The 25945-nt window shown below is 57.1% G+C and carries 20 protein-coding genes and 2 pseudogenes; 9 read left to right on the plus strand and 13 right to left on the minus strand.

All coding sequences use genetic code 11. The features are described 5' to 3' along the window. Nucleotides 1–18 precede the first annotated feature (18 nt). The 3 genes from ampE to HBH25_RS11265 form a co-directional block, all read right to left on the minus strand. Nucleotides 19–855, minus strand: coding sequence for a regulatory signaling modulator protein AmpE (gene ampE / locus HBH25_RS11255; protein ID WP_168084008.1), 837 nt, complete (start codon nt 853–855; stop codon nt 19–21). Continuing rightward, nucleotides 852–1433 (minus strand): 1,6-anhydro-N-acetylmuramyl-L-alanine amidase AmpD, encoded by a 582-nt coding sequence (gene ampD, locus HBH25_RS11260; protein WP_168084009.1) that lies wholly within the window; start codon nt 1431–1433, stop codon nt 852–854. The genes ampE and ampD overlap by 4 nt, the downstream gene beginning before the upstream one ends. A gap of 72 nt (nt 1434–1505) precedes the next feature. Next, entirely contained in the window at nt 1506–3728 is a 2223-nt protein-coding gene (locus tag HBH25_RS11265; RefSeq protein WP_168084010.1) for a DUF1631 domain-containing protein, read from the minus strand. A 280-nt stretch (nt 3729–4008) separates the two neighbouring features. Here HBH25_RS11265 and nadC point away from each other — a divergent pair, with 280 nt between their 5' ends. After that, the gene (gene nadC / locus HBH25_RS11270) at nt 4009–4857 is read left to right on the plus strand and encodes a carboxylating nicotinate-nucleotide diphosphorylase (RefSeq protein WP_168084011.1); all 849 of its coding nucleotides are present in this window, start codon (nt 4009–4011) and stop codon (nt 4855–4857) included. A gap of 68 nt (nt 4858–4925) precedes the next feature. Beyond that, entirely contained in the window at nt 4926–5471 is a 546-nt protein-coding gene (locus tag HBH25_RS11275; RefSeq protein ID WP_168084012.1) for a cupin domain-containing protein, read from the plus strand. Nucleotide 5472: 1 nt separating this feature from the next. On the opposite strand, the gene HBH25_RS11280 is transcribed toward HBH25_RS11275, so the two are convergent. Next, on the minus strand, nt 5473–6249 hold the full coding sequence (locus HBH25_RS11280) for an EAL domain-containing protein (RefSeq protein WP_168084013.1): 777 nt from the start codon (nt 6247–6249) through the stop codon (nt 5473–5475). Nucleotides 6250–7067: 818 nt separating this feature from the next. Between HBH25_RS11280 and HBH25_RS23725 the strand changes: the two are divergent. From HBH25_RS23725 to dmeF, 4 genes and pseudogenes are all read left to right on the plus strand, one after another. After that, nucleotides 7068–7178, plus strand: a pseudogene (locus tag HBH25_RS23725) (hypothetical protein); the annotation flags it as partial. Nucleotides 7179–7406: 228 nt separating this feature from the next. After that, entirely contained in the window at nt 7407–8111 is a 705-nt protein-coding gene (locus tag HBH25_RS23730) for a methyl-accepting chemotaxis protein (protein WP_420708474.1), read from the plus strand. A gap of 59 nt (nt 8112–8170) precedes the next feature. Further along, nucleotides 8171–8446: a metal/formaldehyde-sensitive transcriptional repressor gene (locus tag HBH25_RS11290; RefSeq protein WP_168084015.1), complete on the plus strand. Its 276-nt coding sequence runs from the start codon at nt 8171–8173 to the stop codon at nt 8444–8446. Further along, entirely contained in the window at nt 8443–9360 is a 918-nt protein-coding gene (dmeF, locus tag HBH25_RS11295) for a CDF family Co(II)/Ni(II) efflux transporter DmeF (protein WP_168084016.1), read from the plus strand. Before HBH25_RS11290 ends, dmeF begins: the two co-directional genes overlap by 4 nt. A gap of 74 nt (nt 9361–9434) precedes the next feature. Here the strand turns inward: dmeF and HBH25_RS11300 are convergent, their stop codons facing one another. The 6 genes from HBH25_RS11300 to HBH25_RS11325 form a co-directional block, all read right to left on the minus strand. Continuing rightward, entirely contained in the window at nt 9435–9944 is a 510-nt protein-coding gene (locus HBH25_RS11300) for a DUF2442 domain-containing protein (protein ID WP_168084017.1), read from the minus strand. After that, on the minus strand, nt 9928–10179 hold the full coding sequence (locus HBH25_RS11305) for a DUF4160 domain-containing protein (protein ID WP_168084018.1): 252 nt from the start codon (nt 10177–10179) through the stop codon (nt 9928–9930). The genes HBH25_RS11300 and HBH25_RS11305 overlap by 17 nt, the downstream gene beginning before the upstream one ends. Before the next feature lie 371 nt (nt 10180–10550). Beyond that, complete coding sequence (locus HBH25_RS11310) at nt 10551–11081, minus strand: AAA family ATPase (protein ID WP_168084019.1); 531 nt, start codon at nt 11079–11081, stop codon at nt 10551–10553. A 218-nt stretch (nt 11082–11299) separates the two neighbouring features. Then, on the minus strand, nt 11300–12340 hold the full coding sequence (locus HBH25_RS11315; RefSeq protein WP_168084020.1) for a DMT family transporter: 1041 nt from the start codon (nt 12338–12340) through the stop codon (nt 11300–11302). A 186-nt stretch (nt 12341–12526) separates the two neighbouring features. Beyond that, a complete protein-coding gene (locus tag HBH25_RS11320) occupies nt 12527–12961 on the minus strand; it encodes a bleomycin resistance protein (protein WP_168084021.1) in 435 nt (144 codons plus the stop codon). A gap of 162 nt (nt 12962–13123) precedes the next feature. Beyond that, nucleotides 13124–14011, minus strand: coding sequence for an NAD(P)/FAD-dependent oxidoreductase (locus tag HBH25_RS11325; protein ID WP_168084022.1), 888 nt, complete (start codon nt 14009–14011; stop codon nt 13124–13126). A 138-nt stretch (nt 14012–14149) separates the two neighbouring features. On the opposite strand from HBH25_RS11325, the gene HBH25_RS11330 reads away from it, so the two are divergent. The 3 genes from HBH25_RS11330 to HBH25_RS11340 all read left to right on the plus strand — a co-directional run bounded on the left by HBH25_RS11330 (nt 14150) and on the right by HBH25_RS11340 (nt 17415). Further along, nucleotides 14150–14578: an Rrf2 family transcriptional regulator gene (locus HBH25_RS11330; protein WP_168084023.1), complete on the plus strand. Its 429-nt coding sequence runs from the start codon at nt 14150–14152 to the stop codon at nt 14576–14578. Between the two features lie 167 nt (nt 14579–14745). Further along, the gene (locus tag HBH25_RS11335; RefSeq protein ID WP_168084024.1) at nt 14746–15636 is read left to right on the plus strand and encodes a serine hydrolase domain-containing protein; all 891 of its coding nucleotides are present in this window, start codon (nt 14746–14748) and stop codon (nt 15634–15636) included. Between the two features lie 312 nt (nt 15637–15948). Further along, nucleotides 15949–17415 (plus strand): M10 family metallopeptidase C-terminal domain-containing protein, encoded by a 1467-nt coding sequence (locus HBH25_RS11340; protein WP_168084025.1) that lies wholly within the window; start codon nt 15949–15951, stop codon nt 17413–17415. A gap of 459 nt (nt 17416–17874) precedes the next feature. On the opposite strand, the gene HBH25_RS11345 is transcribed toward HBH25_RS11340, so the two are convergent. The 3 genes and pseudogenes from HBH25_RS11345 to HBH25_RS23585 all read right to left on the minus strand — a co-directional run bounded on the left by HBH25_RS11345 (nt 17875) and on the right by HBH25_RS23585 (nt 25880). Continuing rightward, nucleotides 17875–24354: an NACHT domain-containing protein gene (locus HBH25_RS11345; RefSeq protein WP_168084026.1), complete on the minus strand. Its 6480-nt coding sequence runs from the start codon at nt 24352–24354 to the stop codon at nt 17875–17877. Nucleotides 24355–24628: 274 nt separating this feature from the next. Then, the gene (locus tag HBH25_RS11350) at nt 24629–24904 is read right to left on the minus strand and encodes a hypothetical protein (protein ID WP_168084027.1); all 276 of its coding nucleotides are present in this window, start codon (nt 24902–24904) and stop codon (nt 24629–24631) included. Next, nucleotides 24901–25880 (minus strand): annotated as a pseudogene (locus HBH25_RS23585) (integrase domain-containing protein). The gene HBH25_RS11350 and the pseudogene HBH25_RS23585 overlap by 4 nt, the downstream one beginning before the upstream one ends. Nucleotides 25881–25945: the final 65 nt, after the last annotated feature.

The raw sequence follows: 25945 nt of genomic DNA on the forward strand, positions 1-25945 counted from the left end.
TTGGCCACGCTACACGCGTTAATACAGCAACGCCCACACGGCGAATAGGGCATACCACAGCACAGCCGCCCGTTGCAGCAAGGCCCACAGCGCATCGATGCCTGCCACAGGCGCCGTGTCGCTAGCCGATGCCGAGAGGTCCGCAGCGAGGCACCCGGTGTGGGCAACAAAACGTGCTGCACTGCCGTGCCAGTCCAGCAGCTCACGCAGCATCCAACGGCACACCGCCACGAAGTTTCCCACCAGTGCGAAACTGGCTCCCAGCAAGCGCGCAGGCAACCAGTTCAAAGCGTGGCGAAGCACACGGGCCTGCTCCCTCACCTCAGGGTGCTGGCTGTGCTCGGCAGTAATGGCAAGCAAGCGATACGCCAAGGCCAGCGCAGGGCCAAGCAGGCTGTACCAGAATACAACGGCAAAGAAGCTCTGGAAGGCCTGCCATAGCAGCCACCCCTGCACCTGCTCTATAAGCGCCCCAGGGCTGTCTGCGGCGACGCCTAGGTCCCTTGCCGCCACATGCGCTGCCGCCGAGGCATCCCCTCGGCGCCAGGCATCGCGCAAAGGCCCCATGGCCACTTTGGGTTCACCCCTGCCCAGGCTGTACAGCAATACCAGCAGGTGCACCGGCAGGGCCAGCCAGCCATAAGCGACCGTCGCCAGCAGCCACAGCACCACGGCCACTCCCATCACAGGCAGGCCAATCAGTAAAACCAACAGCAGCCAAGGCTGGCTTGAGAACCCGGCTTGGGTTTCACGCGCGTGCAAGGCGTTCAAAAACCAGCGGTCGCGCTGAATGCGCAAGCGCCAGGCTGAAAATTTTTCGATCCATACAACGGCCAACAGCACCAGAAAACTCACGCATTGCCCTCCTTGCCGGGTGCGAGGGTGGAACGGAAACGGTCCCAGTCAAAGGCTGGCCCAGGGTCGGTTTTGCGGCCTGGAGCGATGTGGCAATGCCCCTGAACCGTTGAGGGGGCGATGGCGGGATACAGGCTTTGAAGCTGTTCAGCCAGCCGGGCCAGGCTACGGTATTGCGCCTCTGTATAGGGCAGGTCGTCCGTTCCCTCAAGCTCGATGCCAATAGAAAAGTCATTGCAGCCGGCCCGCCCCTCGAACGTCGACACCCCGGCATGCCAGGCGCGATCCCTGCAGGACACGAACTGAATGATGTCGCCTTCTCGTTCGATCATGAAGTGGGCAGACACCGTTAGGCTGGAAATGCTCTGGAAATAGGGATGCTCGGCAGGGTCCAGGCGGTTCTGGAAGAATTCCACCACTTTGCCTGTCCCGAACTCGCCCGGTGGCAGGCTGATGTTATGGATCACCAGCAGTGAAACGTCATCACCAGGGCGCGTGTTGAAGTTGGGCGAAGGGCAATGGCGCACGCCATGGCACCAGCCGGAGACGGGATCCAGGCGGACCTCATCAAGGTGCATAGGAGTTCCTTGTGAAGCGTCGATCAAGCGCGCAGTATGCCTTGTTCCGTCAGCCTGCGCAGCGTCGACACATCACGCCTTGAGTTGACGCAGTTTACCTACCACGGCATCCAGGGCACGGTCGAACAGCAGGTTGTCATCCAGAATGCGAATGCTGCCTTGCTGAAACTCTGCGGCCAACCCCATGCGAGACTTCTCCAGCACCTTCATGCCAGTACGGTTTACGAATACGTACTTGCCCGTGCTTTCGATGATGGCCGTGAGCTTGCAACGCAGGCGAGTTTCGCTGTCTTCATCCAGCTCCACCCACATGCCAGGGCGCAGGCGGTCGACCTGTTGAAGGGAGGGGTCGCCTTCGGGCAGACGCGGCGCAGCCTCACGTGTTGAAGGCGGTTCGCTGCCGGCCAGCACAATTTCGTCCAGTACCTGGACCATGCCAGGGTCGTTGGCTGGGTCTGGCAGGCTGGCGCCCAAGGACTCGCGCTGGAAGGCCTGCACATGGAGGCTCTCCAACTGGCTGAAAAACTGGCTGGTGGCGAACGGGTCGAAGGCCGAGCTGGTCAGCCCCTCTCGTAGCGACTTAAGCAAGCCTGGCACCAACTCAAGTAGCCGCAGGCGGCTTTGTGAATCATCGTGAGGCGCCACGCTCCAGATCAGCTGGTCCATGGTTTCCAGCCCGGCTCTCCACTCGTCCGAGTGCGCCCCATGCTTAAGCCAGGTCAGCAGCATAAACTTGCTCCACGCTTCTTCCAGCAGGCGCACCACAACCTGTGGCAACGTCTTGCCCACTAACCGGCGGTTCAGCTCATGCTGCACCTGGGCTCGCGCCATTTCCGCACGTGCACGCCCCTCTTCCGCATCCCGGGTACGCTGTTCCAGCAGCTCACTGCGACGGCGCTCTTCGCCTGTAAACGCCAGGAAGTCCACCAACAACTCTGAAAACAGCGCAGGGTCGTCTACGAAGTCGTTAAGCAAGCGCTGAACGATCTGCTCGATACGTGCATGCAGCGCATCCCGCTCGGACTCGCCACGGTTGCTCCAGCCCATGGCCGCGCTGGCGATTTCATTGAGCAGCCTGCGGGCGGGGTGGGTGCCCCGGCTGAAGAAGCTCTTGTCCAGCACGGCCATTTTCAACATCGGGATTTGCAGCCGGCCGATCAATACCTTCAGGGAATCTGGCAGGTTACGGTCATCGAGGATGAACTCGAACAACATGGCGACCAGGTTGATCACATCTTCATCCACGCCACCGACCACACGGAATTTGCCGCTTTTTACGCTGACGCGCGTAAGCAGCTGTTCAAGCTGGTAACGCAGGTCATAGTCTTCGTGGCTGGTAGGGTGAGTCGGCACGTATTGCTGCAAGTGCGACAACAGCCTTAGCAGGTCGTTGGTTGAGATAGGCTGGGCTTCGACAGGGTGTTCCAGCTTAGGCGCAACGGTCCCCCGTACGGTATGCAGCAACTCCTGCAGGGCGGAAAACACTTCCCGTACGCTTTCATCCAGCGGCGCCTGGGCCGAAGGTTGCTGCAGCGCCGTAGCATTCTGGCTCAGTTCCTCCCGCTTTCGGGCGGTGGCTGTGCGATCTTCAGCACGCCGGCTGGGCGCGGCTTTCAGCTCAGGCAGGATGCCAGTAGCGATCAACAGGTGGTTGGCATCGGCGTACAGGTGGTCCGTGTCGCTGAGCACGTATTTGTCGAACAGCTTGAGGATGATCAGCTTGACCTTGATTTCCACACCCAAGGTTCGCCCAGCCTGCAGGAAAAACTCGCACAGCATGGCCGGCCCAAGGGGGTTGGTATCGTCGTTGAGCTTGCGCGGTACCAAGGTATTGAGGCGCGTAGTGAGCTGGCCTAGCGCCAGGCCGTCACGGGCCAGGACCTTGCCGACCATGGCGTCCAGCGCCACGGTACGTTCCAGTTCGTCATGGGGAACCAGGGCGAGCTTGTCGTAAGTGACAGCTGCAGCGCTGGTAGCGGCCACCTCATACTGGCCAATACGTACGAACGATTCGTAGAATTTTTCCAGGAACCCGCGCTCAATACTCTTGCGCTTGAGGCGAAGGTCTCGCATGGCTTCGAAAAACGTATTCTGGTCAACGTTGTTCTGAGCCTTGTCTGCCATTTCAAACAGGGTATCGTCCGCGTTATCAAACAACGCTTGCAGCCCCTCTTTGAGCTGCTGAGCCGCTTTGTCACGCACCTGCAGGAGTACCACAGGCAGGCGGGCCAACGGGGCTGATGAAGCCGGGTCGGCAGGCACCTTGAGAGGTACCACTTTGCCATCTGTGGACATGACGTGCTCCTGAGGATTTGGGTTGGGCGCTCGGCCGCGGCCGAGCATGACGTGCCGTAAGGGTGGCGTCAAACTCTGGCAGCGCCAATCGTGAACCTTATCGCTAATGCCTGCGTTACGCAAAAACCGCACGGGCTCCAATGGTGCATAGACCTTGCGAAATGGGAAAAGCTCCCAGCCAGCGCTAAAAATCCCGGTTTGCCAACCCCGTCACACACGGGCTACGCAGCCACCGGGCACTGCCCTATAATCGCCCCCGAATTCGCCTACGGAGCTGCCCATGCCCCCTGTACAGACCGCTGGCCTGGCCACGGAAATCGAAGCCAATGTGCGCCGTGCATTGCTTGAAGATGTTGGTACCGGCGACATTACCGCTCAGCTGATACCAGCCGAGCGCCTGGCGCGCGCGACCGTGATTACCCGTGAAGCCTGCGTGGTGGCGGGCAGTGCGTGGGTCGATGCGGTATTCCGCCAGCTGGACCCGCGTGTAGCCGTGCATTGGCACGTGGAAGAGGCTGCGCGTGCCGAGCCTGGCCAAACGCTGTTCAGTGTGGAAGGGCCTGCTCGTTCGCTGCTCACAGGTGAACGGTCCGCGCTCAACTTCCTGCAGTTGCTGTCTGGCGTCGCTACGCGGGCAAGGCACTATGCCGACCAGGTCGCCCATACAAGCGTACGCTTGCTGGACACCCGCAAAACATTGCCTGGGCTGCGCCTGGCGCAAAAATACGCGATCACCTGTGGAGGTTGCTACAACCACCGGATCGGCCTGTACGACGCCTTCCTGATCAAGGAAAACCACATTGCCGCATGCGGGGGCATTGCCGCCGCCATTGAAGCCGCACGTCGCATTGCCCCGGGCAAGCCTGTGGAAGTGGAAGTGGAAAGCCTGGACGAGCTCAAGCAAGCATTAGCCGGGGGTGCGGATATCATCATGCTTGATGAACTGAGCCCGGATGACATGCGTGAGGCAGTGCGGCTGACAGCGGGCCAGGCCAAACTTGAGGCCAGTGGCGGCATTAATGACAGTACGTTGCGCAGCGTCGCTGAAACGGGGGTGGACTTCATTTCCATCGGCACCCTCACCAAGGACGTGAAAGCCATCGACCTGTCCATGCGCCTGAGCCTGTAACCTGAGCCGCTGCACATGAGCCTGCCAGCGGCCAGGGCCGCATTTACCTTCTTATCGATAAGGGTGCTATGGATATCGGGCCACGACTGAAAATGGTGCGTGAACGTCACCAGTTGTCCCAGCGAGAGCTGGCCAGGCGCAGCGGTGTGACCAACGCGACTATCTCGCTGATCGAGCAGAACCGCGTAAGCCCTTCGGTAAGCTCGTTGAAAAAGCTGCTGGAGGGCATTCCCATGTCCTTGGCAGACTTTTTCACCGCTGATGAGGCGCCTGTGGAAAATGCCCATGTCTTCCGCGCGGCCCTGCAGCCGGACTTAGGCCGCCATGGCCTGCGCCTGCTACTGGTGGGCGCCACCGTCAAGAACAGGAACATGCGGATGTTGCGCGAGCTATACGCGCCCGGGGCAGACAGTGGTGAACCCATTGTCCACCCGGTGGGCGAAGAGTGCGGGCTGGTGACTCGAGGCACCATCGAGCTGACCCTCAATGGCGAGGTGAGCATTTTGCAACCAGGCGACGGCTACTACTTCTCCACCACCCTGCCCCACAGCTTCAAGAACATTGGCCAGGACGAGGCAGAAATCATCAGCGCCAACACGCCAGCCAACTTTTGAACTACACGCCAGCCAACGGCAGGGCCTCCACCTCCGGCTTGGCAAACAGGTAACCCTGCATCAGTTCGATTCCCAAGCTGAGCAAGGCATCGCGCTCGGCCTGGGTTTCGACGCCTTCAGCTACGATCTGGATATTCAATTCACGCGCCACCAGCACGATGCCCGACACAATGGCTTGGCGAACCCGATCGTCATCGATGTTGCGGGTAAGCACCATGTCCAGTTTGATCACGTGGGGCTGGAACGTTGCCAACAGGTTCAGCCCCGAATAGCCCGACCCGAAATCATCGATGGCCGTGGTAAACCCCTGGCGGGCATATTCAGCAAAGATCGATTGCAGGTGTACCGGGTCTTCCACCCGCTCCCCTTCCATCACTTCGAACATCAGCCTGTTCAAAGGAAAGTCGAACCGGCGCGAGGCTTCGACGGTAGCGCGGATACAGGTTTCTGCACGGTACACGGCATTGGGGTAGAAATTGATGCTCAGCTTGCAGTCAGGCAGGCGCGCCAAGCCTAGCCCGGCGGCCAGTTCGATGGCCTTCACTCGGCAGGCCTGGTCAAAGCGATAAAGGTTGGCATCATTCACCTTGGCCAGAATGTCGGCCGCCCCCTCTCCGTTTACCCCACGCACCAGCGCCTCATAGGCAAAGGGCCGCCCACTGGGCACATGGACGATAGGCTGGAAGGCCATAGTGAACTGGAAATCGAGCGTTTCCAGGGCACGGCACTGTGCACACCCTACTGCTACAAAGGGTTGCTCGAATACTGGCCTGAGCATTAAAACCTCCAATACGGTGAAAATGATGTCACTTAGACATCAGTCCGGTGAGCCGTTCGCTTGCACGTTCAAAACACCCGTAAAGGGCGTTTTCGGCCGGTGGCCTTTTTTCTTTGAAAAGACAGACGAAAGGTCGTCTCGCCATTCAAGCCGGCTGTTTCACAGCCGATGAGTTAAGCGACGGACAGGGAGGGTCTGGATAACGCAAACCGCCACGTTTTGATTGAGAATTCTCCATGTCGTTAAAGACCTCCCTTAAGGCGCAAATGCTACTGCTCATCGGCGGCAGCCTGTTGGCGATCCTGCTGATCGCCCTTGGTTGTTTCCAGTTTCTGGCCCGAGGCGTACACGACTACCGTGCCTTGGTTGACGGCCCTGTCCATGCCTCTAAATTGGTCGAAGACGCCAACCTGCAATTTAAAGTGCAAGTGCAGGAATGGAAAAACGTATTGCTGCGTGGCAAGCAACCGGCTGATGCTTCCAAATACTGGGGGCAGTTTGAGGACCGTCACCGTGCTGTGCAAGGCCTGCTTGGCGAGCTTATCGCGGCACCTGGGCTCACACCCGACTTCAAGCAACGCGCCACACAGCTGCGGGACAGCCACCAGGCGTTGCTTGCAGCCTACAGCAAAGGCCGTGATGCCTTCACCGCCGCCGATGACGACCCTGTGGCCGGCGACCGTGCCGTACAGGGCGTTGACCGGGCTACCACTGAACAGCTTAGCCAATTGGCCAAGGATATCTCCACCGACGCTGACACCCAGGCTGCAGCCATCAGCACCACCACCGAGCGTGCGCTCTGGCTTGGCCTGGCTGTGATGATCGCTTCAGCGGTAGTGGTGGCCGTGCTGAGCCTGTGGCTGGTAAGCCGTCGCCTGGTAGAACCGGTGACCCGCCTGATCGCCTATGTGGCTGACTTGAGCCAGGGCAAGTTCAAGGACCGTGTGCACAATGACCGGCAGGACGAGCTGGGCCAGCTGGCCACTGCCGCCAATACGCTGCGCGACTTCCTGGACGAAACCTTTACACGCCTCAAGCGCAACGCGACTGAACTGGACGGGGCCAGCTCTGCCCTGCACCAGATTGCCCGGCAAATGGCCAAGGGCACTGAAGAACAATTCAGCCGCACGGACCAAGTAGCCACGGCCATGCACGAAATGTCCGCTACGGCGCAGGAAGTGGCCAACCATGCACAGGAAGCCGCCCACGCCGCCGAAGAGGCCGACCAGTCTGCCCAGCGCGGTGGTGAAGTGATGCAAGCCACCATCAACGCCATCAACCAGATGCGAGGCGAGATCGACACCACCTCTACCGTGATTCGCAAGCTGGAAAACGACAGCGGCCGGGTGGGCAAGGTGCTGGAAGTGATTCGCGGCATTGCCGAGCAGACCAACCTGCTGGCCCTCAACGCCGCTATCGAAGCCGCCCGTGCAGGCGAGGCCGGCCGAGGCTTTGCGGTCGTCGCCGATGAAGTGCGTAGCCTGGCGCAACGTACGTCGTCGTCCATCACCGAGATCAACCAGATCATCGATGCCGTACAGCTGGGTACTAACGACGCTGCCCGTGCTATAGAAAGCGGCCGGCAGAGCAGCGAACGAAGCGCCGAGCATGTGGGCCAGACCGGCACCATGCTGAGCCGCATCACCGCTGCCATTGAATCGATCCGCGGCATGAACCAGCAGATCGCGACCGCTGCCGCCGAGCAGACCGCCGTGGCCGAAGACATCTCCCGCAACCTCACGGAGATCACCACCATCGGCGTGGCCAACCAGCAGCACGTGCAAGGCACCGAACAGGCCAGCGGCCGCTTACATGATTTGTCTGGGCAATTGAATGCGCTGACGGCACGCTTGGGTAACTGATTGTATAGGGGGTGGGGGTATGCAAGGATAGTAGCCTATAAGGGATACCGGGGTAGGGTATGGGCCACATCGCCGAGCACAAAGACAGCCTGATCAAGCGGGTAAAACGCATTGCCGGGCAGATACAGGCCGTAGAACGGGCGCTGGAATCCGATCAGGACTGCGCAAAGACACTTCACCTGGTCGCAGCTGCGCGCGGGGCCATCAACGGCCTGATGGATGAAATCATCGAAGACCACGCCCGTGCGCACGTTGCCGATCCCGCACTCAGCGATGAAGCGCGGGCCAAGGGTGTCGAAGAGCTGCTGGAAGCCATTCGGCGGTATTCCAAATGACCGCCCCTACCTCCCATGCTCATGGCCATGACCACGTGTTCCTGGGCACCGACCACGACCGCAATGCCCGCCGCACCCTCTGGGTCGTCGCCCTTACGCTAGTGATGATGGTGGGCGAAATCGCTGCCGGCTACCTCACCGGTTCCATGGCCCTACTGGCTGATGGCTTGCACATGGCGACCCATGCCGGGGCGCTGGGGATTGCTGCAGCCGCCTATACCTATGCCCGCCGCCATGCCACCAGTGACCGTTTCAGCTTTGGCACCGGCAAAGTCGGCGACTTGGGCGGCTTTGCCTCGGCGCTGATTCTAGGGCTGATCTCAGTGGGTATTGCGGGAGAGTCATTAGTACGACTGCTGCACCCTGCTGATGTCCAGTTCGGCACCGCCACGCTCATCGCCGTGGCCGGGCTGGTCGTAAACATTGTGAGCGCACTGCTGCTGTCTGGCGGGCATGCCCACAGCCACCACGGCCATGACCATGATCACCACCAGTCCCACGGCCATGACAACAACCTGGCCTCGGCCTATGTGCATGTACTGGCTGATGCACTTACCTCAGTGCTAGCCATCGCCGCCCTCCTCGCTGGCCGCTACCTGGGCTGGGTATGGCTGGACCCGGCCATGGGCATCGTAGGCGCCATCGTGATTGCACGCTGGGCCTGGACGCTGATGGGCACAACCGCAGCCGTGCTGCTGGACCGCACCGACCTGCACGTGGCTGAAGAAATCCGCACGCTAGTGGAAGCGCCTGGCGATGCACAGGTGACCGACCTTCACGTGTGGCAAGTGGGCCCCCAAGCCCATGCGGCCATTGTGAGTGCGGTGGGGAGCGTGAGTGTTGAAGTGATACGGAAACGGGTGGCGCCTGTGCATGAAGTGAGGCATTTGACGGTGGAGGTCTGGGCGGGGTAGCGCTGCTTGTGAGGCGTTCTGAGGCGTGCTCTGGTGGCACAGGCAGCGCTTGTGGGACGAGTTTCAGGCCCGCCTCAGCGAAGCGGGTTACCTTCCGAGGGTGCATCGCCTCTTTCCATGCGTTTGACCGCAGAATCCTTGTTTGCCTGGCGTACAAGAGGGGTTTTCTGGACTACCGCCTGGCGAGGGCGTCCACCCAGTTTTCCATTCTCCCGCGCCGCGGCTGCCTTGGTACTGGACGTGCTTGAGCCACCTTTTGCACCCAGTGCTTGAGCCATCCACTTACTACTGCCCATTATCCCCTGTAAAAGCGCCGGCAGGTAAAGGTCTGCATCCAGTCTGGGAAAATGCAAACCTAGCCCGGTAGGCGATAACTCGATATCTGCTAGCTCATCTGGCTCTGCATCAGCCAACCCCTCAGCAAGATAAGGCGGGAAAGCCAGTTCCAGACCATTGCTGAGAGTAATCCTAAGCCGAGCGGTAAGCAGATCATAATGCGCTGTAACGGCCGTAGGCCCGGCTACGAGTCGCGCTTGCATACGGGCTTCTGCCTCCTTCACCACTTGTTCAGAGATATTGGCCATGAATATGTCTCCATTTTTCACAGATGGTAATGAGCTCAGTCGCTAGTAAAGCACCTATCCGGTTGAGCTCGGGCTGGCTGAACGAGTGGTTTTCACGCAGCTCAGGTGGACCATCAAGGCAATTCAGTACAAATACAGCCTCACACCCGCCACCGATTACGTGCACGTGCGCGGGCCTGTGATCATTAGGGTAGATAACCACACGCAGGCGGCCGATACGCATTACGGTAGGCATATGAAGGGTAACCTATACGCTTGGGTTTTCAAGCTAGGATTTTCCTTCAATGTGTCACTGGGTCCAAATTGGCGTCGTAGCAAGGTATTTCAGAAAATACCCCGTCAGCGGTTAAGGCAGAGGGTCATAGCCGCATCGCTCTAGCGGCCCCTCTGTATGAGGACCACTTAAAGAAAATCGCCCACGCTTTGAGGAGCATTCAAATGGCTGATAGATACCCCTCTGCTTGCCTGCGGGCGAAAACGAATGGAGGGGCGTTACGGGTGGGGGGTGGAGAGAGTTGAATTGATAAAGCGTCAGCCATTCCTTGCCAACAGTGATCTCTATGTCCTGAAGCGCTGCCGGCACCTTGGTTGTATGCTAATGCAGGCTTACGACAACCCCCGGATGACGTCCAATGTCATGCTTTCAGTGCTTATTGTCCCGTCAATTCGCATGACTGGAGACGTTTGCCTGGATAGCCATTGCTCGTGCCAAGCTCGGTTGCGCCCTGAAAAGGTAGGATTATCATACTGTGATGCCCACTCCATGAAGCCCGTGTGTATTTCATGCATGTCTCCACCACGGGCTATACGATCTCCAAATCGAGCCTTCTCACGAGCCGCTAGCCGTTCAAGACGTACAGGTGTATCGGTCACAACAAGCACTATCAAATCAAGTTGAGTCAGTAGTGCATCACCCCAGCCCATACATGAACCCGTTAGTATCCAGTCATCCTCGCCCAGTGCTTGCTGAATTAACGGCACGCGCTCGCTGACAGGCCGCTTGGTCGTAAACGGAGGGTCCGTAGGTATCCAGAAATAGTCATCTACATCCGCGTGCCGTAACCCGAGCTGCGCAGCAAGATTCTGGCCCAAAGTAGTTACACCCGCACAAGATGCACCTGTGATGCAGATCCGCATGTATTCCCCTATGAATGCCCGTCGATTTCCGGGACAGGACCTTACCCTGTTTCATATCGATCTCACACTTGTCTGCTTGGGGAGTGGCTAGGTTCTAACTATTGGTATTGTCCCCATGGGGTCGGTAGCTGCCGGCGGCGACAGGTCGTTACCGACCCGATGCAGCCCTTAGAAGACCGGCCAGATTAGGCACATGGTATAGATAACCGCCGGCCTCCTTAAGACGCCGAGTTTCGCGAGACCATCAACCCGGCAAGCAAAATCATCAGCATGCCAACCCAAGTACTTGCGCTGGGAACCTCATTAAAGAACCAGTAGCCCCAAAAACAGGCAAAGATGAGGTAGGCGTAATCGAACGTTCCTACTAATGCTGCGGGTGCTAATTGGTAGGCTCTAGCGGTCGCGGTATTGATGGTGACTAGCGCTATCGCGTAGCAGGTAATAAAACCTGCCTCACGCCAGCCAAGAGGTTGCCATGCAGAAAGTAAAAACGGCGCCTGAGCAGAAAAATCCTCACACAAAACCGACACTATCCCGCCGGCACAAGCGGCAATGAGAAACGCGACATTAAGCGCGAATGCCAAGACTAGGGGATGTTCCTCGCGGCAGTGCTGCCGTGTGACAACCATAGCCATTCCATAAAAGACCGCTCCAAGCACAGGTAACAACACGGCTGCTGTAAATGAGCCTTTACCAGGCTGAAGCACTGTCGTGACACCAACGAACCCGAGACACACAGCCAACCATCCAAGAAAAGTGAGCCGTTCAGTGCCAAAGCAGGCCGCAAAAAGGGCGATGAACAAAGGCGTCGTGTAGATGGCCACGGCAGCGACAGATAGTGGGATAAGGGGCAATGCCGCATAGTAGGCGACCCACATCAGCAGCAACAGCAGGCTCCTTGCTGTGATCCAACGTACGGACCCAATCGCTATAGTTTCACTCTTTATTCCGTTAACCAACCATGTGCCGAGTATGGGCACTAAAATAAATGAGGCTCCAAGAAATAATTGCCAAATTGGCATCCGGTGGCTGAAGTATTTTACAGATGCATCCGCCAGGGAAAGTAGGAAGACTGCACTGAGGATGAGCCCTATACCTGCGGCGATTCGATCACCTTTTAAAGTACTGGCGTCAGCCGTTCGTTCGCAATCCATTTTCAATGTCCTTGAAGTCAGGCCCTCAAGCCTAGCTGTTTGGAACAGAGATGTGAGCAGTACCTGCATCAATTTTCTGCGTTGGGCGAAAGGGATAGCTTTCACCGTTTTTTGGCTACCTGCCCGATTGCCGATATTGGGCAACGTCTAGGCTATGGGTCCAGGCTGCATGAAAATGTTTTGGGGGAAAGAGGCAATGGAAAAAGAGCCTAAAAATCGCGATATTTTGCGAAAGTAGAGTCTACTCACCTGTCACTAGCCAACCTAGGGCAACGACCGGCCAGAAGCTGTTTACCACGGCGAAGAAACGCGCCTTTCACCCAAGGGTTCGACCAATCTGATGAGATACCCGTCGGGATCTTGAACGATGAATTCTCGCTGGCCGACCTCTACATCATTAGCCCGATACCAGGTGTCTGAGCAGCCTCGGTAGAGCGCATACCCAGCCTGGCCGAGCTTCTGGATAATGGGCGCGACAGCGATAACATCAATCTGGAGGTTGATCCCTCTCCCAAACGGCTTACTCAAAGGCGCGGTGAGCCATTGACGTGTGTCCGGGTTTACCTTCTCCAGCATCACTTGAGCACCATTCAAATCAAGGTAGGCAAATCCGTCTTCTGGACGTTGATAAGCCACTTCGAAACCGAGGCAAATTACCCAAAAATCCAAACTGGCCTCTAAGTCCGTAACCATCAACTCTGGAACCAGCTTGTTACGCTCGAACATGAAGACTTCCTTTTCAGTAGGGCAAAAGCGAGTGTCGTCTCATTAGGCTATCCGGTGGCATGCCTTCGTTCCGACACCACTCAAGCCGATTATTTTCCATGGCGTGTTGCCCGCGTTGATCCTCAGCTTTTTTAGGTTGCTCCTGCCCATTGCTCCCCGTGTTCAGCGAAACATAAGCGACTGATGTGCCGCGCCGCCGGTGCGTGCGCCCTCTCCCACGGCGATGGCGACATTGCCTGCGCCTATCGCTGCATCACCGCAGGCAAATACGCCCTTGACGCTGGTTTCACGCATCGCATCGACCTTGATAAATTCACCCGTCGGCCCTGCTTCAAATTCACAGCCCAATTGCTCTGCCAATGGGCTACTCATGTAGGTTCTGGGCTGGGTAAACAACCCTGCAAATGTGATGACTTGGCCGCTGGCGAGGGTTACATCGGCTTGTGCTCCGCTGACCGACAAAACTGGCTCATCGATTACCGTAACCCCACGCGCGGCCAGGCTGGCCAGTTGCTCGGCATCTGGCTCGAATACCTTGTTGAGCAAAAGCGTGGTAGGCCCCCAGTCGGGCAGCATAAGAGCGTGATGGATAGCCAAAGGGGATGCCGCCAATACCCCGATGTGTCCGCCATCCAGTTCATATCCGTGGCAATACGGACAATGAAACACTCGCTGCCCCCACCGCTCGAACACTCCGGGAATGTCAGGCAGCTTATCCACTACACCGGTGGCCAGGACCAAACGCCGCGCTGTGAATTGTTCCCCGCGCTCGACACTAACCCTAAAGCCGGAGGGGCTTGTACTCGCCTGGATAGCAGATTGGGACACCCACGTCACCGTTGGGTACGCCAACAGTTGTGTCCGTGCTTCACTGGCTATCGTGCCAGGATCACGGCCGTCTTGGCCCAGAAACCCATGTGAGTGGTTGGCAAATCGGTTGCGTCGCCGTCCTCCGTCTATGACTAAAACCTGGCGGCGCGCCCGTGCCAGTTGCAAGCCTGCAGAAATACCGGAATAGCTCCCGCCTACGATAATCACGTCATACACCATGGATCAGCCCCCCTGAATTTTCACCCTTGGACAAGTCTAGATACAACGTAAGTTACGAGATATTGGACTGTCAATAGTCTCGTAACTTTTACTGTGGCGAGCGATACTCGCATCCAGTAATTCAGGAAACCGATCTACATGAGAAATGACACGCGGCTATCACGCATGCTCCACGTCTTGATCCATATGGCGCGCCACGATCAACCCTCAACCTCTGACACCATCGCGCAAATGCTTGGTACCAATCCGGTAGTGGTTCGGCGCACCATGGCGCTGCTCAAGGATAAGGGTTACGTGCGCTCAGAAAAGGGGCACCGGGGCGGCTGGACATTGGCTAAACCGCTAGCGGATATGACGTTGCTAGACATTCACCATGCATTGGGCTCTTCTTCGATTTTCGCCATTGGCTTGTCGACCGACCACCCACAATGCCTGGTTGAACAAGCGGTGAACGCTGCGCTCACCGACGTGTTCGACGAGGCGCAGGCTTTGCTCATCAACCGTTTGGGAAGCATCACGCTTGAGCAACTGGCCAGTGATTTTGAGCGGCGCTATCAGAGTCTTTAGGCTGTGAGACCTGCAACCCAGCGCTTTAATATGAATGGCTGTCAGGCATATAGACATCCGCGTAGAAACCCCACATCAAAAAAAATCAGGTTGGAGCTTGTGAGGCGGTAATGGGTACGTTGTTGCCCCCTCTCCACACTGACCTGTCATTCCTGTGTGAGTACCCAATGCTGATCTCTACCCTTATCGACGGTCGACTTATAACGCCATCTTTGCCAGCCGAACCCCTCGTGCCCTGGTGGAGTTTCACGAAAACCGTGTTAGCCGCGACTGCCCTTACACTGGTGCGCGACGGTCGGCTCGACTTGGGTGCTTCGCTTCCCGAAGGTGTTTTTACGCTGCGCCAGCTGTTGCGTCACGAGGCGGGCCTTGCAGACTATGGTGAACTTCCCGAGTACCACGCTGCTATAGCCAACCATGAGTCCGCATGGCCCGCAGGCGAAATGATGAGGCGCCTGGAGGGGCACCGACTCCGATACACCCCCGGAACAGGTTGGCGTTACTCGAATGTTGGTTTCATGCTGGTAGCCCAAATCATCGAGCGTGCCGCCGATCTGCCGCTCGCAGACGCTATAAGGCAGCAAGTCCTGAATCCGCTCGACATCGCAACGGCTCGCTTGGCAACGGAGCGGGCAGAACTGAATGCGGGATTCCCTGGTAGTTCGCTGAATTACGACCCCGGCTGGGTCTACCACGGATTGCTGATTGGTCCTGTCTCAGAGGCTGCCCGGCTGCTGGATGGCGTGCTCGCTGGAGGCCTCCTGCCCGACAATCTGCTTCAGGAAATGCAGGCGACACGAATACTGGGTGGCCCGATAGCAGGCCGGCCTTGGCTAGCACCCGGTTACGCACTTGGCCTGATGCGAGGGGAAATCAAAGGTGACCTGATGTTGGCGGGGCATACCGGAGTAGGCCCAGGAAGCGTTATTGCGGTCTACCGATGTGCCGTAGGTGACTCCGCCGTATGCTGTGCAGCTCACTCCACTGGAGAGGATGAGGCAGGTATCGAAAAGCGGGTAGCTCAAGAAATACGAAAGGCGTTGGAAACCACACGCTGAGGCTTCGCATATCCGTTGAAAGTACTCTGCGCAATGATTCGGTTGCGGCCTGTCGTAAGTGTCTGGCGAAAGCACCTTGTGGATTTGTGATAAACGCACTTTGCAGAAGCCGGGGTTAACGAGTGCCGATTCGGTGGTTTTTTAGCAAGCCAAGCATCAGCTCAATGCCCAGGGTCAGTTGAGCACTCCAAAGGGAACTTAATGCCATTTTCATGGGCATATGCTGCTTTAGCAGCAGCACGCGAAACTCCCGGCCATTCGCATGCTTGGCAGTCGCTCCCGGCCACCTTCTATAGCTCAGAGAGCCCTGCCATGCCCAAGGCGAACGACGACGAAATCAAGCACATCAACCGCCCTGCCTACACCACCTTTATCGGCACCGACGGTGACGACACCATTACCGGCACCGAGAAGAGCGATGTACTGATCGGCGGCGCGGGCGATGACAGGCTCGACGGAGTGGGCAGCTCTGACATTTACATTGGCGGTGCGGGCGCCGATACACTGGTTTCGCACCCCCTCAACTTTGGGTATATACCCAGCCAGTTCATTTACACCGCACTGTCCGACAGCTACTACAACGCCTCGGGCTCGCATTCCGACCTGATCGAGAACTTCAACGACAGCAAAGATGTGCTCGACCTCACCGCCTTGGGGCTGGAGCGAGTAGGCGATGGCCGCAACGGCGACTTGGCAGTGCGCTACAACGCCGATGAAAACATTACCTACGTGTATTCGCTGGACAAGGATGCCAACGGCAACGCTTTTGAAGTACGCCTGGCCGGGGACCACACGGCAATCAACACCGGCAACTTCGCGCTCATGTATACGATGGCGCCCGGTGAAGAGTTCCCCTACGACAGCAGCGAGAAGGAGTGGTACGTTACCGGCACTGATGGCGATGACTTCATCGGCGCGCCCAAGTATGCCAGCACCATTACCGGAGGTGCAGGGGCAGACACTTACTATCCAGGCTGGCATACAACGTTTCAGTTCGACAAAGTGACCGACAGCTTCGTCAACGATGCGGCCGGCACCTCTAGCGTTGATGAGGTACGTTTCTTTCACGTCGGTAGCAGCGTGCTGGACGTCTCCCGCCTGGGCTTTACCGGGTTGGGCGACGGCTACAATGGCACCTTGAACTACGCCTTCGACGAAGCGCTCGGGAAGATGGTGGCGCAGTCGTTCGAGGCCGACTCGGAGGGCAACCGCTTCGTAGTCTACTCCAACAACACCGATCGCTACGGCGTGGAAAGCTTGCAGGATGTGGACCGCTTCATCTTCGCCGGCAACCCAACGTTCGACCGCGCCACCGCGACACTTACCGACGACGGCTACCACAACATCTTCACTGCAGGCAGCGACGGTGGCGTGTTCATTGGCAATGGCGGAAATGACTTGCTAACGGCCGGTGCCGGGGTAGATACCTTTCTCTACACAGAGAAGAGCGACAGCCTGCGCGGCCGTAATGACCTGATCGTAAATTTCGATACCAAACAGGACAAGATCGACGTGTCGGCGCTGGGCTATACCGGGCTGGGTGACGGCACCGACGGCACTTTGAAGGTGGTGTATGACACGGCGAACCACCGTACCTACCTGAAGGATTTCGATGCCGATGCCCAAGGCGACCGGTTCGAGATCGGGTTGCAGGGGAATTTTTCGAAAACGTTTGGTGCGGACAACTTGGTGGTGGCAAACGCCCCGGCGCTGGCAGAGACGCATCAGGTTGTAGAGCTATTGGGGACTCCGGCCGATGGCGCCTTGAGCGGGGCCTGATTAACTGTCCACAGGGGGCTGGCTTGAGTGCTTGTTGAGCAGGCGGCCTCTACCTGCCTATATTCCTGCATAGCCTAGGCCCAAGGTCAAAACCCGACAGCTAGAAACAACAGAGCCCGCATTATGCGGGCTCTACGGGGCGTTTCTTAGACAGTCATAAACCTTTAGAAACTAATCTGTGGTGCGGAGACAGGAATCGTATCGATGCCTAGCCATATGATTTTTAATAATATTTGCGACAAAATCCCTTCCCGCTACCTCTAAAATTACTTCAAGGCGCCTCCTCGATAGGTCTGTAACCAAGATGGGACGGAGGGCATAAAGCATCAGCGGGATTACTCCATGCCTGCGGCAAACAGCGCAACGGCGGCCAGTGAACAGCTACAGTTTGCCTCTGCCGCTCACCATCAGTGCCCCCTTTCGTCAACAAAGTGCATTTTTTGCCCGCCGACAGCAGGGCTAGTCCTCATCGTCGAATACATTCGTCCGCCCAGGGTAGTAGTCAACTGTCAGTGATTCAGTCACCTCTACCACAGCCATGGTGTGCCTAAACCGCGAGGAGCGATCGCCGAATCCAGGCTCAAACTGACGAAGTACTATCAAGATGAGCAAGTGCGCGCTGTTCGCGGTTAGGTACTTTTGGACCAAGTCCGACCGGCAACGTAGTTGAGTACCGCTGGACCGGTTTTCTTCGTAACGGTCGGCTTGCTGGCTCCAAGTTTCAGAATGCACAACGACAGCACCAGACGGATCAACCCACCGACGTCCGAGGGCGTCTGCCATCGCGATGTGCGCGAAAGCATTTACATGGCTGGCAAGTCTCAACCGCAAAGCCGCCTGGGCTACGCCCAATGAATCGGATGCATCTAGCCCCTCATCGAGCTCAGCATCGACGACCCAAGGCATGAAGGGCAGATGCGATTGCGCAGCCTCAGAATCCGCATCCTCATACTCGTCCAGCCGAGGAATATAGGCTTGGAACGGCGCTTGGCGGGCGAGATCAGATGCGACCAGAGTGCTTTCCTTGGCCGAGACCAAAGCAGATCGGATGTGAACGTCGACTCCGTCGATAGACTTCCACTCGCCATCAACCACTAACCAATCGCCCATCTCGCCGCTGATCCCCATTAGAGATTTCAGCGTGCTCGGCGCTCCAGTTAGGCCAACTGTACCCTCGTTAACTTCCCGCAGATTGATGCGGGTGGCCAGAGGTCTCCGATCCGTGACGTCTGCCGACCAAAGCCCATCTTTACGAGTCAACATTCGCCGATTCAACCACTCCTCCCACGGGTCACCCTCGTCATAGGGGCCCTGAACCACTGGGAGTTTGGAGAGAAACTCACCGGCTACCGCATGTAAGGCATGCCAACACAACTGCTCACCATAGGTATGATAATCAGGGGAGAAACCGCGATGACCTCCACGGCGGTACACAGCGCGCCGGCCCTGATCCGACATATGAGTGATTTCGGAATCATGCTGTCTTACCCATTGGTTTATTGCATCCCCAGTGGACCAATATGCTTGGCCGAAGACCTCACCTAGCTGGCTGACTTCATACTTTCCAAAGTCATAATCAAGATGTAATGACTTCAATGGCTTCGACATGCCCTCGGGCCTACCTTTGTAAAACGAGCCACCAAGATGCTTGCTCGACTTAGCCATTGGATAGGTCGAGTGATTCACACGTTCAAGCTCGGTTACTACCTCTTGCTCCAACGTGAGGTGACCACCGCGGCTGCACGTGAGCAGTGCTTGCGCCGAGAAATGCTTGAAAAGCACATGAGGGTTTGTTACATCCAGGGCAATTCGCTTGATAAGGGTCTGGTGTTTACAGACCGCTGCTGGCTTATCAACGGCAATTCGCGCCAATGCGATCAGAAGCCAAAGCTTCGCATGAAGATGAAAGAACGGCATTTCCGCAGCTTGAAAACACCCCGCATCGGTCGCGTCAATCTTCATCACAACCTTGTCCAAAATATCTGCCCGGCCAAGTCGTACAGCAACCCTGAGGCTATGCGCGGCCATCCAACGTCTCTCAGCCTGAGGCGCACCAAGGGCGAACCAGAAAAGACCGGCAGCCGCCTCCGCTTCATCACCGGGCGGGTAGAGATTGGATTGCCACGGGCCGTCCACTACCGAAGACGCCAACTTGGCTGCTCCAGCGTTTAATAATCGATGGATGGCCGCTTGACCGACACCATCTGCAGCCGACGCATTAACGGTAGTCCCCAGGCTCAACCAAACGGATGCCGGCACATCGAAATTGGGCCGGGAAAACTCCTTGATCAATGCCAAGGTGAGCGTGTGACGGTCCACGCCTGAAACCGCCGAAAGCTCATTGATGTCCGAGGTGTTTAGATAACCAAATGAAACAAACTCATCCGCGCACTGCCGGATAATGATTTCGGCGCAGTCGTGTAGCGTGCTGGCAAGAGCATTGGATGCTTGCGACCAAGCACTTTTGCAGGAACTCAGAACGCGAAGCTTCTCATGGAGCTTCAGTTGCTCCTGACGAGCAATCATGGTGACGTATTGTGACCACTTGCCATAGGGAATTTTCGCCTGAACTTGCTCAAAAAAGTCGCGTTGCGCCCCCCATCCCCAACCATTTAGCTCATGGAGTTTGTCTAGAGCATCTGCAAGGGAGAGCTCTTCCACAGGGTCTGTTTCGAGGACAAGTGACGCAAGCAACGATTCGGCAGCAACTTGCTCTTGATGGCGTCGCTCGACATCGGCGAGAAGGGGTGAACCTCTCCAGTTATTCAGGTCGTTGTATTCGCGTGTAGAGACTTCAATCCGCTCAGCCAGTGAGGTCAAGTACCCGTACTCGCCGGACATCTCATCGAAGGCGGACTTTGCCAGGCCTGCCAAGGCACGAGGTACCGCGGCGCCAAATCCGTGAGGATTGTTTTGCTGGTACTGGGTGATCAACTCCTCTGTGACCGCCTCCAGCCGCCCCACTTGCCGACGCTCTAGGGTCTCAATCAATTGCTCAGTACCGCACACATAGAGCTCTGCCGGATTAGCAGTGCGAAGGATTGCCACGGCAGCCGCTGGATCGATTTTCTCTAAATGGATCAACGCCCTGACATACGGGAGAAGTGTGTAATCAAGTGTAACCCTACCGCGATCCTCCCACCGCGCAAGCTTAGCCAACCCTTTCACGCCCGAGACTCTAGCCATCGCCATGCCATACAGGCCCCAATTGAACTTGCTTTCCTCCTCACCGAGATTCAATTCGCAAATGTTCGAAAGCGTATGACTGTCCTCATCCGACAACTCCTCGCCATGCAGGGAGGCGGCAAACTGCATCAACTCATTCACGAACTGATAGTCGCCAGAGCCGACGGCATCCATCTGCTCCAAGCCCCGATGAAAGTAGACAACAGCTTCCTGCTGGCTGGCTGTCGATACCGCTCGCGCTAAGTCGGCGAACAACGCTGCTCGCTGCTTGACCTCATCTTCTCGTTCGATGGCCTTTTTGGCGATGTTGGCTGTAGCCCCGGCCAGAGCTTGAAACTCGGGCCGGATGGCCAGCACACTAACGATGCTGATCAGATGCGGAATATCGGAAACTCCCCGGGCTTGTACTGCCTCCAGGTAGTTGACAACCTCAGCGTGCTCTAGAGAAGGTGCTGCTTCGAACGCCAACGTCAGAAGCCGGTCGGCCACCAATAGTCGTTGTCGTTGAGCATCAGTGCCACCGGATTGGTAGTCGTTGCAGCGGAGCAGCTCTGGCCAGAGGTCGAGTAGGGGGGTCAAGCAAAGCCCACTTTCAAGCGGGTGACCGAAGCAGGCGGCAAATGCACGGGTGATTGTTAACCAGTGATCCAGTTGGTGTGCCAGGAACTTCACGGCAGAGCTTTTCGTATCGGCTGAGATGCCCTTCTCATGGCTATCATTCGCGAGCTTCTCTTTAGCCTTCGTCTCGAGCTCAGCCTTCAAAGCTGTAATGAGCTCCAGCCCTTGCAGTTCCGCAGGCATATGCAAGATTAGATCAGCCAGTTCTTGGGGGAGCAGATGTCGCTCAAGGAGGTTTACCTCCTCAGCGGCGCAGAGCAGCGCCTGCTTTGCCAGAAATGAATAGACCTCTCCAGACCAGTAATCGCTCATGTATACGTACAACGAAGGAGCAGATACTGGCGTGGCGACCAGGATGCCGCGGGCCTCTGTTTTCATTCCCTGCATCAAGGCTATTGATGCTGCTCGTAACAACCCACGGATAATCCGCGGATGTTTGTAGCCATGGTCCTTCTCTCCCACCCGCACCTGTCCGGCTTTTTCGCAAGCCTCCGCGAGCTTGGTGATCAGGACTTTTTGCAGGGATTGATCTCCTTCAACAAAAGGAATCAGAGCTGTCAGAGCTCCCGAACCCAACAACTCCGATTTCAAGAAAGCTTCTACCGCGCAGCTTTGGAGGCTCCCCAAATCAGCGCCCAGGCGTAGGAGGGGTACTAGAGTTTCGGCCACCTCAAAGGCATACCAATCCATCCATACCGCGAAGTCGTGTGCCGCACGTTCACTCTCCCCTTTAATGAGATAGCAGAAAGGCACGGCAGCCATGTCCAAGGCAGTCGGGTGCGCTCTGTCGTGCTGCAACTGACGTTCGCGGTCTTGTTCAAACCAGTGGGTCCTCCACTCTCTAACCCGGTGGGCGTGGTGATAGGCATCTGCTAAATCACCGCCAAGACCATAAGCAATCGTCAGCCGCGCGTGACGTGTACCAGGCCAGTGAGTACGTAACTCAAAAAGACGCCGGATTGAGTCAGCATCCCCGGAAAACACCGTGAGGTCAGGATTGTCGAGAATGTAATCCGTACCACGCTGATCCACGGCGGCAAGCTTCGATAATTCCACCAGAAGAGGGACCAAGTGGTTCACTTCATCCCTCTCCGCCGCGTAGGCCACTGCCGCCCGCAAACGCGCGTGCCGAATGGCCTGCCGACTCACAGCACTTTTGATGGAACTCGGGGTTCGGCCATCAAAAGCAAGGTCGAACAGCCGCTCGCCTTCCTCCAGTTGCTGCAATAAATCGGGCAATGTGGTCGCGGCATAGATCGACGTGGCCTGCATGCCAAAAAGGTTATTTGCGAGACTGCGTAAGATGTCTTTATTTGCGCAATGCTGGTCTCGGATGAGGGTTTCTGTGGGCTCATCCCGGAACATCAGTCCATGCTTGGTATGCTCTAACAGCGGGGACAGGTCTGCGGCGAAGCTGGCGATAGCACCCTCAGCCAGCCCGCTGGCCTCAGCAAACTCCCGCACGGGGACTGGCGGCGGCAGAGACGCCAGGCCCGTCAAAAACATATTGATTTCAGGGTCACGGTAGCCGTGCTTGCGCGCCTGTTTGAGCGCGGACTCGATTCGTTTGTGTAGCAGTTCATCCAACTGGATGACATTGTCCCTCTCGGATGAAGCCAGAAGTCCGGGAGCATCTGCGACCAGATGCTCAAGGACGCGAGCGTTGCCTCGTGATCGAGACTGAGCAACTTGAACATTGGCTTCGCTGTGCTCGACCAGCCGATCTCGCAGGAACTTACGGGTTTCATCGATCGTGAAGGGCAGTAACTCGAACTGTTCACAAATCGCGTCGCCCATCGCCAAGGCACGTCGATGGGTGCGTGAGCTAACCACCACTTGCACGCCTGGGATCGGATCACCGTGAGTTATGCTGGCGAGCAGAAGCGCAGGGAAGGATGCTTCACCGCGATCTCTGGCTTGCTCGCCAGCATTATCGATTGCGTCAAACAACAGGATGAGTTGCCGATTTGCCCCGAAGCGTCGAACCGTTTCTGCGGCTTGATTCATTCGTAAGCGAAACACCCTGATCAGGTCATCGCTGTTATCGGTGCCCGGTAGTAGTGAGTCACAAAAACCTCGACACGCCAGTTCATTGACGATGTGAACCAAACCTTTCCGTGGGAGATGCCGAGCATCGCCAGGGGCGCGGTACTGCCCCATGCCGAAACAATCGAAGAGAACAATCTCATGGGTTTCTGCAAGACGACCCGCAATCGAATTCATAAAAACCGTCTTACCGATACCACCGTCCGCATGGATGACCAAAGGGGCAGTAAGTTGCGGAATTTTTGCGACGACATCGGATAGCTGGCGACGCTCTAATACCGCGCCGACATCTGGAAAACTTGCGGGACAAGGCATGAGGTCGCGTTCATCTTGCAGTTCTAGGGCAGTCAGAATATCAGCGCGAGTTATGACATTTCGCCGTTGGTTGGCAAGGTTCGCTTTATCTCGCGCAAGCTCCCTGATGGAGTTGAGCCGGACTCTGGCCTGAGGATCACGTGCAGCGGCCCAGTCCGCGAGGACCACTGCCAACCGATGCTTGCTTTCCCGCAGATCTCCGCGAAGACCCGTGAAATGCAGCCGGCTAACAAACTCCACCAAGTCCTTGCCCTTGAGCTTACAAGCTGCCTTGACTTGGTCTGCCTGCTCTTTCGCGGTACCCGTCAAAACCGTTCCGGCAATGATTCCAGCGATCGCATTGTCCAACTCGGAGAAAATCGGACGGTTCGTCACAAGCTCAAAACGAAGCTTGTCTCGCGCTTGAGCAGTGCCGTATTTGGTTTTGTGAGATCGATAGGTCTTGGCGAATTTATCAATGGTTTTCTTTGCGTCAGCCGCGCGAAATGCCTTGTCTTCGGACGCTTTGGAGTATTTGACCTGGACTACAACGATCTGGTGCGCCTGCTCGAACGAGGCAGCACTTCCAAAATACAAAACGGCATCGGCAATTTCGTTGCCCGCGTCCGCTGCTCCTTTTTGGTCAATGGGAGAAAAGCCCTCAATCGCAACCCCAATGAATTTGTCTTTAGGCAGCACCAACCCCAAACACTTACGGGCCACCCACGCCTCGTGGAATTCGTGACCGTCCCGGGACGCCCGGACACTGTCCATTTTTTCACGCGTTTTAGTCATTGCGATCGAAGCGCTCCCTGCTCGCCTTTCTGAGTCTCTATGAGTCGATCATGACATTTTCTGCTGGCGCGGCCTATCTGGAGGAGCTGTCAAATCAGTCTTTGCTGTAGCGGGAGATCGGATAGGAAGACCGCACCCGATGCCGTGTTGTACGAATTGATGGTCATCAATTTGCACCCTAAACTCGCTCGAATCACAGTATTGGTCGAAATCGTCTTTATCACGCCCTTTACGTGGTGCCTGAATCCAACATCGATACAATATTTCGTAATGCCTAGCGCTTGAACACCCATGACTTTTCTAATCGACGAGTGATCAGCCGCACAGTCAACAAGTAGTAATACCGCGTCAACTTACTGTGCCGGCCTAGGTAATGCTCGAGAAACCACGCCACATGCTTTCTCTGCCAGGACCAAGGCGTCTCACGCTGCCAGCGCTCGGCAATTGCAGTGTGGATGGCCTTTGCCTGCCGTAAATGGCGTTGACGCGTCGCGTGCGACCCGGATAGCACGCCCGCCAAGAACCACTCCATATCGAATGGTTTGCTCATGTCCGCCCTCCAACGTAGGCAGCGGCCACGTCCATCCGACCGTGCCCCAGTTCGTAGCTGATTTGCCACCGGGCCTCACGATCAAGGTTCCTATCTACCTGGTAACATTGGCCGCCGTTAACTGGCGCAGCGTGTTGGGTGATCTGCTCGTAGCGCTCACATGCATACGCCGCCCGCAGCTCATGGAAACCTTTTAGGTTGTCTGCATGTAGGATGTCCCGCGCGGGACGGACGATTTCCTGCAGAACGCTCCAGTAGCTTTCGTTAGGAGCAATTAGGTTGCGGCTACTCGCAGGCGACACCTGCCGTGCAAACCAAAGTGCGTTTTGAACATGCTGGTCTACTGCAATCCATCGTGGCGCTGAGGCGCCAGCTCGGCCGCCTTTGGTGCCATCCTGGATGTTTATCCTGCCTAGGTCGTTAGCCTCACGGCTCAGCCGTGGTAAGTCGGCTAGGATGGCCTCACGCAAGCGCATGCCGGTAGCTCGTGCTAACAGAATGATCGCGGCGGCCCGTAGGTGATGATGGCGGCAAAGCGTATCGACGATCTGCTTAACCTGTTCACGGTCTTGCCCCTGTGGCACCGACTGTCGAACCCCGGTGCGCTGCATACCCAACGCCTTGCTCGGATTTGGCAGTTTCAAGTGCTGATCACCGCGAAGCGCTGCCATGGTCCTGTTAACGCTGGATAGGCGGTTTTGTGCGGTGCTGACAGCAAGGTCACCGCGCCTAACCACGTCGCGTAGATACGCGCATAGTCCGCCAACACCTTCCGATCAATCTGCCGCGCATCATTCATACCCGGCCCCTGTTCTGAGCGGCACCATTTCACGAACGCCTGCCACCGATCACAGTGCGCCTTGACGGTGCCGTAATGGCCGCCGCCGAACATGTCTTTCAGCGCTTGCGGCCCTGCGTAGCTCAATTGCCTGCCGTAGCCGAAATTGCGGCCCTCGCGTCTACTCACCAGTGCCATATTGGTCACCTCATCTTCTGCTTTCTCCGGTCCTCGCCCCACGCCATCCCGCCAAGAATGCTGAG

Origin of the sequence: Pseudomonas quercus (genome assembly GCF_012033695.1) — a bacterium.
GTDB classification, from domain to species: domain Bacteria; phylum Pseudomonadota; class Gammaproteobacteria; order Pseudomonadales; family Pseudomonadaceae; genus Aquipseudomonas; species Aquipseudomonas quercus.